Origin of the sequence: Sphaerochaeta sp. UBA5836 (assembly GCF_002432845.1) — a bacterium.
Classification (GTDB): Bacteria; Spirochaetota; Spirochaetia; order Sphaerochaetales; family Sphaerochaetaceae; genus Sphaerochaeta.
The window spans coordinates 1-11,721 of sequence record NZ_DJGW01000102.1 but is presented as its reverse complement, the minus strand read 5'-3'; the positions used below and the strand labels follow the sequence as shown (position 1 = coordinate 11,721).

The following is an 11,721-nucleotide window of genomic DNA, read 5'->3' as shown; positions in this document are numbered from 1 at the left end:
GACGGAAGTATAGCACTGGCAAAGACATCATCATCCGATGGAGAATACTTCTATGATGTCCAGAATCTATTGGATCACTTCAAGAAGGTAAATGGCCGCAAGCTCATCATCTTCGACACCTGCTACAGCGGCCTTTCCCTGCCTGTTAACCCGGGGAGCACAAACACGGTACTTGGTTCTTCAATTGATGATTGGTATGCAAAGTATTGGGAGAATTCCTCATATGAATTGCCAGACATATATGTACTCACAGCAAGCGCTGATACAGAATCCTATGAAGTAGATTTGGACTCAAGCAAGTCTGTAGAGCATATGCATGGCGCCTTCACCGCCGCCATCCTTGAAGCTCTGGGCTGGGGGTATCCTCATCCTGATGTGGAGGACCTACCCATGCCCCCTGCCGCTCGAGGCTCCACCCTCACAGTCGATGCTCTCTATGCATATAGTAAAAACTATATTGAAGGACTCCCGGACATCTCTCTCCATTGGAACCTGTTCAGCCTCTCCGATTATATCCAACACCCTCTCGTCTCAGGTGGTGCCATGGACATGGTCCTGTTCAGATTCTGAAGCAGAAGCCATACTCTCATACCTATATACACATGAAACATCTTCTGCTATTTCCCCTCATTCTGCTTCTGCTTGGTTGTGAGCTTGTCCACCAACATCCAGAGCCTGGAACATTCACCCATGTAGCCATCGGGCTGAATTACCGGGGGACCAATGCAAACGTGCTCTCAGGCACGATCAACGACGCCAGGGAGCAGGAAGCTGCATTCGCTTCCCTCTTCTCCAATCGAGATTCTTCTGCTTATCTGATGCTGCAGGAAGGAAGCAGCGATGATTCGTACGACAATCCAAGCTCACCGTCTCTCCCGACAAAGGAACGAGTAACCACGTTGCTCTCTGCGCTCGTTGAAAACCAACAGGAACAAGACCTGCTCTTGATCACCTACAGTGGTCACGGCATGGAGGATGGCTCATGGGTATTGGCACCGGATGATGCATCGGGCACAATCTTCCTCGATGCAACCACAGTAGATCCATCACTGCTGCTCTCCGTAGATGAGCTGTTTGCCCTGCTCGCACCATCGAAAGGAACCACACTGTTGATCATCGACAGTTGCTATGCAGGTAATTTTGTCTTGGAAAATGGAACATCAGTCTCGCTCATCGATCCACGGCCCATCTTCTCTGATGCATATGAGGCCTATTTCAGCAAGGGCTCTTATGAGAAGAAGGTGTTTGTCATGGCTGCAACGACAGCAGACAACACTAGCAAGGAGCCCATCGGAGGCAGTCACATTCACGGCTACTTCACCGAGGCTCTGCTCGGAGGACTTGGATGGGATGAAGAGTCCCAAAGTCTTTTGAACAAGCCATCCTCATTGAGTTTGGACGGGCTCTACAGCTACATCATGGAGAATCAACGCATCAAGCTCTCAGGAACCTATCAAGCGTTTTACCAGCACCCAACCATCGTCGGCGGGCCGCTGGATCTCGTACTCTGTCAGGACGAGAACTGACCCTCACGAATGGCGACAATCTCATCACGGATGACGGCGGCGCGCTCGAACTCCAGGTTCTTGGCAGCTTCCAGCATCTCCTTCTCCAAGGCCTTGATGTACTTTTTGCGGTCGTTGGCATTGAAGAGGTTGTATCCACCCTTGAGAATGGATAGATCCTGCTTCTGGATTTCCTTCGTCTCCTCACGCTCCCGTTCGAGGATGTCCTGAACCGCCTTTACAATAGTAGTAGGTGTAATGCCGTGCGCTTCGTTGTAGGCTGTCTGTATTTCCCGTCTTCGATTCGTCTCGCCGATGGCTTCTTCCATCGCAGGACTCATCCGGTCGGCATACATGATGACCCTCCCCTCGGAATTTCGAGCAGCCCGGCCGATGATCTGAATCAAGGAGGTGGTCGACCGCAAGAACCCAATCTTGTCTGCGTCGAGAATGGCAATAAGAGAAACCTCTGGAAGGTCCAATCCTTCCCTAAGCAGGTTGATACCCACCAGGATATCAAACACTCCAAGCCGAAGGTCCCTGAGAATCTCCACCCGTTCGATGGTATCGATTTCCGAATGCAAGTACCGCACCTTCAAGCCCAGCGAAGCGAAGTAATCCGTCAAATCCTCGCTCATCTTTTTTGTCAGGGTTGTAACCAGGACTCGTTGCTTCTTGGCAACTACTTTTCGGATTTCTCCATACAGGTTCTCCATCTGGCCTTCAGAAGGGCGGACATCAATCTCGGGATCCAGCAACCCGGTCGGCCTGATAATCTGCTCAACCACTCTTGCACTTTTGGCAACTTCAGTCTTGCCAGGTGTCGCAGACACATAGATGCGCTGCTGCACGACCTGTTCAAACTCTGCCGCCTTCAATGGCCTGTTGTCCAAGGCTGAGGGGAGCCTGAAGCCGTAATTGACCAGGTTGAGTTTCCGAGACCTGTCCCCCTCGTACATCGCACCGACCTGCGGGAGGGTGACATGCGATTCATCTATGAACGTAATAAAGTCCGGAGGGAAATAATCCAGCAGCACCGCAGGACGCTCGCCTGCCTTTCGATCTGAGAGAGGACGTGAATAGTTCTCAATTCCTGAACAGTAGCCTATCTCCTCAAGCATCTCCAAGTCATACTCAACCCTGGTCTTGATCCGTTCAGCCTCGAGCGGTTTTCCCATGCTGTTGAAGAGCTCGACCTGGTCCTCCATCTCACTGCGAATTCGTCCAATTGCTGCTTTGACCTGCTCAGGAGGCATGACAAACTGCTTTGCGGGATAGAGGGTGTAGCTATCCACCATCTCCTGCTTTTCTCCAGACACGGGATTGAACCATTGGATGGAGGCAATCTCATCCCAATCCACGCTGATTCGTACGGCATTCTCCAAATAGGAGGGACAAATTTCAATAATATCACCCTTCACGCGGAAAGCACCCCGCTTGAGAATGGCATCGTTGCGTTCATATTGCATCCTCACCAGCTTCTCGAGCACCTCGTGATGGTTGAACTGGTCACCCTTGGCAAACGTATGTACCATGTCACGAACCGAGACAGGGTTGGCCAAACCGAATATGCAGGAAACGGTGGCCACCACAATGACATCGCGTCGCTCCATCAAGGAAAAGGAGGCAGAAAGCCTGAGCCTGTCGATTTCCTGGTTGATATCGGCATCCTTTTCAATATAGAGGTCCTTGCCGGGAACATACGCCTCCGGTTGGTAATAGTCGTAGGTTGAGACGAAGTATTCGACGGCATTTTCAGGGAAGAAAGACTTAAACTCCCGGTAGAGCTGGGCTGCCAATGTTTTGTTGTGGGAAAGCACCAAGGTAGGGCGCTGCACCTGTTCGATAATCTTGGCCATCGTATAGGTTTTACCACTACCGGTAACCCCTTTGAGGGTCTGATGGAAGTCACCCTGTTCAAGACCCTTGCTCAAGGCCTCGATGGCCTGTGCCTGATCTCCCGAAGGGTCGTATGCTGAAACCACCTTGAAGCGTTTATTCTGATAGGAGACGTCGCCATGCACATTTGTTACCGACTCCCCTCCCCATCGCTCATCTACTTTGAGTTCTTCCATATTATCGCACCAATGCGCTTACGTGTTGCGCCGTTCGTTCAATAAGCTGTACATTCATCTGCTTGATCTCACCCTTGCGGTTCACCGTCACATTCACCTTTTGACCGCTTTTCAGCGGCAGCAGGGCAAGATACAAATCGTTGAGATCTTCCACCACTTCACCATTGACTGCTGTGATGATGTCGCCGCCCAGGTATATCACACTTGAACCGTATTGGACCATCTGATTTCCACCCTTCAAGCCCGCCTTGTCGGCAAAACCGCCGCTTACCACTTGGCTGATGAGTACACCCTTGTCAACCGGGAGCTTCGCATAGGCTACCAATTGGGGGGAGAGCTGCACTGCCGCCAAGTCGAGCCAGCCTCGGCTGACCTTGCCCAGCTTGATGAGGTCGGGAATGACGGCAATGGCAGTATCGATGGGAATGGCAAAGTTCAATCCTTGAGAGCTGCCGGTGGTTGAGTAGATGGTGCTGTTGATCCCTATCACCTCCCCCCGTCCGTTGAGCAATGGCCCGCCGCTGTTTCCCGGGTTGATCGAGGCATCGGTCTGGATGGCGTTCATGATGATTTTCCCGTCACCGGTTCGGACAGGCCTGTTCAAACCGCTCACCACCCCGACCGTCAGCGTGCGATCATATCCGAAAGGATTGCCGATGGCGATGACTTTCTGTCCAATCTTGAGTTCCTCGCTGGTGCCCAAGGTGATCGGCTTGAGCACCACTTCTTTCTCGACATTGATTTTTATCACAGCCAGGTCATCCTCGCTGTCGATACCCACCAGCGTGGCAGGATAGGTCCGGTTGTTGTACAGTCCCACCTTCAAACTGGCGGCCTTCTCAACCACATGGGCATTGGTAAGGATGTATCCATCGGATGAGAGAATTATTCCGCTTCCGGTACCCTGGGCGGGAAGCACGTCCATGAATGCATTCACCTGGGATTCGGCAATCGTGGTGATATGCACCACACTCTTGTTTGCTTGCTCATAGACACTGATGGTTTGCTTCTCATCGGCACTATACATCCAGGAACGCTCATCACCCTCGAAAAGGATCAGACCATCCTCACCATGGAATATATTTGACACCGGAACACCGGATAAGGAAAGCAACCCTTCCACGCCCTGTGCCTCAACCACGCCCTTGAGTACCTGGGCAAGATCTTTTTTGCGCTTGTCCTCATTGATGGAGTTGGTCCAACGAATCAGGATGTAGGCAAAAACAATACTGGCCGTACCGATAAGGATGGCTAGCACTATCCGGATTACTGTGGTGCGTGTAGTTCGAAGCATGTCCCTAGTGTACTTCCAAAGGGGGAGCTAGGCAACTATAGGCTGGACAGGAGCGTCAGAACTTCCTCTTTTGTCGGAGGGTCGCAACCCCTTCGTGAGCAGTTTATTGCACTTGCAGCACTCGCCCATCTGAGGGCATCCATGATCAGGTGCTCATCAAGCACACCAAGACAGGGCAGCTGGCCGTCGGAGCCGAAGCAATCCCGTTCGTGCAGGTAGGAGAGCAGGGCTCCACTGAATGTATCACCGGCTCCCACCGTGTCGATGACAGGCAGATCGATGATCGGCATGCTGACTTCCAGTCCCTCGGGGGTGAACCAAATACTGCCGTCCCTTCCCAGGGTCAATATGGTATGTGCCGAGTAATCGAAGGCAAGCTTTTTGGCTTGTTTCTTGACATCCGCGCCGGGATACAGGTAGAGAAGGTCTTCGTCGCTGAGCTTGATCAGCGAGGCCAGGCCGAACGCCTGCTCCATGCGCTTCAGATACGATTGCCTGTTGTCGATTACAGCCGGCCGTACGTTGGGATCGAGAAAGATGATGGGACGGGGTTCGTACTCCTTGAGGGCTGCCAGAATCGCATGGCAACCGGGTTCCAAAGCCAGGACGAGGGAGCCGATGTGAACCACCCTGAGGTCGGTATGCACTCCCATCACAGAGAGCAGCTCCTCCTTGTTCAGGGTGACTGGAGCCGAGCCTTTCCAATAGAACGCATAGGTCGCCTTCCCGTGCTCATCCAAGGAAGCAAAGGCCAGCAAGGAAGGTTGTTCTGCAGCACACAGGGCGGGATCGAACATCACCCGGTTCTCCACCAAATGGTCCAACACCCTCATGCCGAACATATCCTTTGAAAGCTTTCCAATGAACCCGACAGCAGAACCCTGCAGCGATGCCGCTGTGGCAGCATTGAGACCGCACCCGCCTACATGTGAATCGAAGCTGACCGTTGAAAGATTTGAAGGCTTGGAAATGAAATCGATCAAGGCTTCACCGATGACACCTATCATACTGCTCTCTCCTATAAATAGCGTTTCTTCTCCTGCCCGATGACTCCGGCAAGAAGCTGCACATACTGCTTGGCAGGGCTCATGGAAATCTTGGGCAGCAAGACCTCCTCGATCTGGAAGAACCCCACATCGCTGGACATTTGCACATCGATGAGAATGGGAGCCCCTTCACCCTTGCTGATGGTTACCTTCTCAATGGAATTAGCTGAATACTTGTGAATATCCCCGGTCTTCGGGCTTGTGCTGATGCTCATCGGGATACGCGCCCTTCCCTTTTCCATGTCGCATCCATCGCCAACCAGCAAGAGACCCGCTTCCAAGGAGTAGATCTTTCGGTTCGCCATATGCCCAAGGACACCTTCGCTGGCTATCGACATGATGGCTATGCGACGTTCCAAAGCGTTTGGCAGCAGGACCTGCAGCAGCCGGTCCATGATCGGCCTGGCAATGACAAGCCCTGTCAACTCATGGTCGGTCCTTCCGACACTCATCCCCAAGTCATGCAGAAAGGCGGCAAGCAACAAGGCGCACAAGCTGTCTTCATAGCTTCCGGCATCCTCTTGCTCAAGAGACGTCTTCACCCCGGCCTGTTTGAGCACCGACAGCATTTTCACCACATTCACCGCAACCTGGCGCATATGCACAGGGCCGTGATCGTTGTAGTTCAACCGTTTGATCGAAACACTGTTCGCATAGTCTTGAATAGCCTCGATCTCAGAGTCGCTTGTCAGCTGCTGAGCCAGGGAATGGCTGTCGGTTCCCTCTTGAAGCAGGGAAAGCAATTGTCGTTCCAGATGGAGTTCTTTTGGTGACTTCATACCCTAAGACTACAACAACTTCGGAACAACGGAAAGAGTCTGTGGATAAAATGAGACAAACTGCCTATACTGCAAGCATGAGACGAATCACAATGCGCGACTTTCGCTGGATGGGCAGACCATCGGTGTGGGAAAAGGACTATCGACAGGTAAAACTTGAAGTAGAAGCCCACATGAGTCTGCCGAACGGACCCTTGCTGTTGGCTGTAAGCGATGAATCATTCATGTTTGAGGCAAAACTGAATGTCCCTTGTGAAGGCGGGTTTACAGGCCTTTGTGTCTACCATTTGGACACGACGTTTGCTGCAGTAGGCATGAGTCGGCAAGAAATTGAGATCCATATGTCAATCGCGGGCTTTCACAGCAGGGCCGTCATCGCCCGACCCTTCGGGCAGGACGAGGCTACGTGGCTCTTGCGACGAAGCTCAGCCCTTTTGACCATAGGGTATCGAAGTGAGGAGCAAGAGATCTGGATCGGAAACTTTCAGCTTCCAGGGGTTGAACAATCGATCAGCTTCGGCCCGTACTTTACCAACGCTACCGAGCAGAGCATGCAAGGCTGGATGCACTCGATACGGTACACCAAAGAGGCTTGAACTGTACTGGTCCAAGCAGTGTGCTTATGCTACTATGAGCTATCTCCAAACGAGCCCCTTTGGAAGGGCATAAGGAAGAATTTTATATGGACGAACGAACTGAAGAGAAGACTCCCCTCAATTTTCTTGAGCGCATCATCGAGGATGACCTAGCCAACGGCCGGGTCCCCGACAACACCATAGTCACCCGGTTCCCTCCCGAGCCGAACGGGTATCTGCACATCGGACATATCAAATCGATCTGCCTGAATTTCGGTCTTGCAGAAAAATATAAAGGCCGCTGCCATCTCAGACTCGATGACACCAATCCTGAAAAAGAGGACATCGAGTATATCCAGTCCATCATGCGCGATATCCGCTGGCTCGGTTTTGATTGGGGCAAATATGAGTACCATGCCTCGGATTATTATCAGCAGTTGTATGAGATTGCCGTGCGCTTGATCAAGGAAGGCAAAGCCTATGTCGACAACCTGACCTTCGAAGAGATGAAAGAGTATCGGGGAACGTTGACCGAGGGCGGGAAAAACAGCCCTTCCCGAGACAGGAGCGTTGAAGAGAATCTCAGGCTTTTTGAGGAGATGCGCCAAGGAAAACATCCTGAAGGCTCCTATGTCCTCAGAGCGAAGATCGACATGTCCAGCCCGAACATCAACATGCGCGACCCGGTGCTCTATCGGATCAAGTTTGCCACCCATCCCCGAACAGGCGATACATGGTGCATCTACCCGATGTATGACTTCACCCATCCCATCAGCGACGCCATTGAAGGCATCACCCACTCGATCTGCACCCTTGAGTTCGAGGATCATCGCCCGGCCTACGATTGGGCCACGTCAATCGACGGCATCGACCACACCCCGCATCAGTATGAGTTCGCCCGTCTGAACATCAACTATCTGGTGATGAGCAAGCGGCGCCTGCTCAATCTGGTGAAGCTGGGGATCGTAGATGGATGGGACGACCCGCGCATGCCCACCATCAGCGGAATCCGTCGACGAGGATATTCCCCTGAATCGATGAAGGACTTTGTCAGCCGTATCGGTGTCGCGAAGGTCGAGAGCGTAGTCGATTACTCGCTGATGGAATTCTGTGTCCGCGAAGACCTCAACAAACGCGCTGAGCGGTTGATGGTCGTTCTCGATCCCTTGAAGCTGGTCATCGACAACTATCCCGAGGGAAAGGTTGAGTACTTTGAGGCTGTGAAAAACCCCGAAGATCCCAATAGCGGCACTCATCAGATACCCTTCTCCCGAGAGCTGTATATTGAAAAGGAAGACTTCATGGAAGTACCCCCCAAGGGGTATCACCGCCTCTTCATCGGAGGAGAAATCCGCCTGAAATACGCCTATTACATCACCGCAAACTCGGTTGTAAAGGATGAGGACGGCAACGTGGTTGAAGTACACTGCACCTACGACCCCGAGTCACGGGGAGGAACAACCCCGGACAACCGCAAGGTGAAAGGCACCAGCCATTGGGTAAGCGCTTCAGAGGGCATTACCATAGAGGCTCGCCTGTATGACAAACTCTTCTTGTCCGAGTATCCTGGAGCGGCTACCGGCAACTATCTGGATGATTTGAATCCCGATTCCTTGAGAATTGTTACCGATGCAAAAGCCGAACCCGAGATTCTCAACGCCAAGGTTGGCGATTACCTGCAGTTCATCAGAAACGGATACTTCTGCAAAGACAACCGCAGCGAAGGTTTGGTCTTCAATCGGACCGTGACCCTGAAGGATTCCTGGGCGAAGCTCAAACAGAAAATGGGTGTGTAAGACACGTACTGCAGAGAGAGAATTATGGATTACTTCTTTGACCAGCACTTCCATGTGATGCATATTTCCCATCCTAACCTCATCAGTTTCCTCGCTTCGCTGGATACGGGTATTCCCGAACTCATCACCAGCGGAGCACTTTCCCCCGGCTACATCCTCACGGCCAAGAACCGAAAAGGTCCGGTGCTCCTCAACCGACTGACCAATACGTTGACCACCTTCGAACAGTCCATCGGGCAGACCTTGGTGATGATGGAAGATGACCTACGCGGGGTGTTCACCTCCCATGAGGAAGGAGCTCCCAGGCCTGAACTTCCGTATATAAGGGAAGGGAAAATGCATATGCGGGGACGTACCTACGACAAAATGGCGATGTGTCCCTTGCTTATGGATTTTTCCAGCAGCCTGGTACGCAAGGAAACTCTGTACTACCCCACTCCCAGTGAACAGAAAATCCTCGATTACGTGAAAGATTCGCTTGAGGGATTTTCCTATTACCACAGCCAGCGGCCCGATGGACTGTTCGAGTTCTTTCCATTTTTGGGAATCAATCCACCCGTCCACTCCCTGGATTTCATCAAGGAGCTTTTGTCCACCTATATCGCAACCGGGAACAAGCAGTTTTACGGCATCAAGTTCTATCCGCCGCTTGGATACGACCCATGGCCTTCCGATGAGATCGAGCGCCAAAAGGTCCTCTACATCTATGAGTTTTGCAGCCAGAACAACATCCCCATCATGACGCACTGCGACGACCAGGGTTTTCGTGGAATCCCGGCCAAGGAGGCATGGAAGTACACAGCCCCTTCAGCCTACAAACCGGTACTCGCACGCTTTCCGCTGCTTCGTATCGACTTTGCACATTATGGCTGGCAATATACGCCATTGCAGAAGAATCCCATCACAGTCATCTCCAGCCTGACCAGCAAAGTTCCCGACTCCACTTGGTTCTACGAGATCACCGAGTTGATGCAGCTCTATCCCAACATCTATGCCGATGTATCCTTCAGCGGGGCCAATCCGGACTTCTATCTACAATTGGTCAATTATCTTAATTCCTTGGAGGAAGAGAAGCGACGGGTCATCCTGAGTCGTTCGCTGTTCGGGACTGATTTCTCAGTCAACCTGATGAAGGTTGAAAGCTATACTTCCTATTATCGGATGTTCGAGCAATCCCCGCTTTCCGATGACGAAGTTCATGCAATGGTATCGGTCAATCCGCTTCGTTTCATGCATATCGGGCAAGAATAAAGGCAGGCCTTGAGCCTGCCTCTGTCGCTGTACACCAAATACGCTTAGTAATTCTTGGCAACAATCTCGAAATATGCCTGGGGATGGGCACATACAGGGCACATGCCTGGAGCCTTCTTGCCGATAACGATATGCCCGCAGTTGGAGCACTTCCAAATCTGGTCGCCCTCTCTGCTGAATACCAAGCCACCTTCAACATTCTTCAAGAGGTCAAGATAGCGCTGCTCATGGTGCTTCTCAATGGCAGCAACCATTTCAAAGAGGGTGGCAATCTTGTTGAAACCTTCCTCACGGGCTTCTTTGGCGAAACCAACATACATCTCGGTCCACTCGTAATGCTCGCCGGCGGCAGCATCCTTGAGGTTGGTGGCGGTATCATGGATCTCCCCGCCTTCCTGTAGAAGCTTGAACCAAATCTTGGCGTGTTCTTTCTCGTTGAAAGCAGTTTCCTCAAACAGATTGGCAATCTGTACATAGCCTTCTTTCTTGGCCTGGGAGGCATAATACGTGTACTTGTTACGAGCCATGGACTCCCCTGCAAATGCGGCGTTCAAATTGGCTTCGGTCTTAGATCCTTTCAATTCCATACCTTACTCCTTCACTGCCTTTGGGCAGCATGCTTTTTTTGGCAATCGGGACAAATCCCGTTGAACACTATTTCGTACGATTCGAGGACGTATCCGAAAGTTTCCACATTCTTGGTACTAAAATCGATATCACCGAACACTTCGATGTCGCTCACCTGTTTGCAACTCGTGCATTGGATATGGTAATGATTACCCAGGGTACGGTCGAAATGATCAGGGCCGCCAAGCATGCGAATACGCTTCACCTTTCCCTCATCCACGAGCATGTTTAAATTTCGGTACACCGTTGCCCGACTGATGGAAGGATGCTTCAGCACAATGTTCTCGTAAATTTGTTCAGCATTCGGATGGTTTGCAGCAGTGGTGACAGCTTCCCAAACCAATCCTTTCTGTATTGTCTGCCGCTTCTCTTTCATTGAATTTCCTAAATGATATCGAATCTCAATAGTTATAATAGTCCAGGCCTGGCACAGTGTCAACAAGATACTGGTAAAACCGGACATCCACGAGGAAACCCCAGGGAATCCTGGGGTTTCGCAGAACAGGATAGCATTATTTATCCTTGTTTTTTCCTTCATCATCAAGCCAGAAGAAGGAGTCGTTCTCGTTCTCTCCCCTGGTTCTGGTCTCACGGAATTTGTCAAAACCGTAAGGCTTGGGGGAAGATTTGCGTTCACGCTTCACCCTGCCTTCCGATCCAGCCTCATCACGTGGGGATGAGATTGCAGGTCGGTCTTCACCCCTGCGCACCGGGGGGCGCTCGCTTCTGTCTCCGAAGGGTCTTCTCTCCCCATACGAGGGACGATCGGATGA

The 11,721-nt window shown here is 51.7% G+C and carries 12 protein-coding genes; 5 read left to right on the top strand and 7 right to left on the bottom strand.

The window, feature by feature from the left end; genetic code table 11:
* The coding region (locus B3F49_RS09480) for a hypothetical protein (RefSeq protein WP_293910652.1) at positions 1 to 570 on the top strand (570 nt) is incomplete at its 5' end.
* Between the two features lie 32 nt (positions 571 to 602).
* Positions 603 to 1,526, top strand: coding sequence for a caspase family protein (locus tag B3F49_RS09475; protein ID WP_293894519.1), 924 nt, complete (start codon positions 603 to 605; stop codon positions 1,524 to 1,526).
* Here B3F49_RS09475 and uvrB read toward each other — a convergent pair.
* From uvrB to B3F49_RS09455, 4 genes are read right to left on the bottom strand one after another with little or no spacing between them, the layout of a single operon-like run.
* On the bottom strand, positions 1,511 to 3,580 hold the full coding sequence (gene uvrB, locus B3F49_RS09470; RefSeq protein WP_293910650.1) for an excinuclease ABC subunit UvrB: 2,070 nt from the start codon (positions 3,578 to 3,580) through the stop codon (positions 1,511 to 1,513). The genes B3F49_RS09475 and uvrB overlap by 16 nt on opposite strands.
* Before the next feature lies 1 nt (position 3,581).
* Positions 3,582 to 4,874: a S1C family serine protease gene (locus B3F49_RS09465; RefSeq protein ID WP_293910648.1), complete on the bottom strand. Its 1,293-nt coding sequence runs from the start codon at positions 4,872 to 4,874 to the stop codon at positions 3,582 to 3,584.
* A 35-nt stretch (positions 4,875 to 4,909) separates the two neighbouring features.
* Complete coding sequence (locus B3F49_RS09460; protein WP_293894528.1) at positions 4,910 to 5,881, bottom strand: carbohydrate kinase family protein; 972 nt, start codon at positions 5,879 to 5,881, stop codon at positions 4,910 to 4,912.
* An 11-nt stretch (positions 5,882 to 5,892) separates the two neighbouring features.
* On the bottom strand, positions 5,893 to 6,699 hold the full coding sequence (locus B3F49_RS09455; protein WP_293894531.1) for a phosphohydrolase: 807 nt from the start codon (positions 6,697 to 6,699) through the stop codon (positions 5,893 to 5,895).
* Between the two features lie 77 nt (positions 6,700 to 6,776).
* On the opposite strand from B3F49_RS09455, the gene B3F49_RS09450 reads away from it, so the two are divergent.
* From B3F49_RS09450 to B3F49_RS09440, 3 genes are all read left to right on the top strand, one after another.
* The gene (locus B3F49_RS09450) at positions 6,777 to 7,295 is read left to right on the top strand and encodes a hypothetical protein (protein WP_293894534.1); all 519 of its coding nucleotides are present in this window, start codon (positions 6,777 to 6,779) and stop codon (positions 7,293 to 7,295) included.
* An 86-nt stretch (positions 7,296 to 7,381) separates the two neighbouring features.
* Positions 7,382 to 9,070 (top strand): glutamine--tRNA ligase/YqeY domain fusion protein, encoded by a 1,689-nt coding sequence (locus B3F49_RS09445; RefSeq protein ID WP_293894537.1) that lies wholly within the window; start codon positions 7,382 to 7,384, stop codon positions 9,068 to 9,070.
* Positions 9,071 to 9,094: 24 nt separating this feature from the next.
* Positions 9,095 to 10,321: an amidohydrolase family protein gene (locus B3F49_RS09440; protein WP_293910646.1), complete on the top strand. Its 1,227-nt coding sequence runs from the start codon at positions 9,095 to 9,097 to the stop codon at positions 10,319 to 10,321.
* 44 nt (positions 10,322 to 10,365) lie between these two features.
* Here the strand turns inward: B3F49_RS09440 and rbr are convergent, their stop codons facing one another.
* The 3 genes from rbr to B3F49_RS09425 all read right to left on the bottom strand — a co-directional run.
* Complete coding sequence (rbr, locus tag B3F49_RS09435) at positions 10,366 to 10,908, bottom strand: rubrerythrin (RefSeq protein ID WP_293910644.1); 543 nt, start codon at positions 10,906 to 10,908, stop codon at positions 10,366 to 10,368.
* A gap of 11 nt (positions 10,909 to 10,919) precedes the next feature.
* Positions 10,920 to 11,489, bottom strand: a complete 570-nt coding sequence (locus B3F49_RS09430) for a Fur family transcriptional regulator (protein WP_293910642.1) — start codon at positions 11,487 to 11,489, stop codon at positions 10,920 to 10,922.
* On the bottom strand, positions 11,461 to 11,721 hold a 261-nt coding region (locus tag B3F49_RS09425), incomplete at its 5' end, for a hypothetical protein (RefSeq protein ID WP_293910640.1). The genes B3F49_RS09430 and B3F49_RS09425, both read right to left, overlap by 29 nt.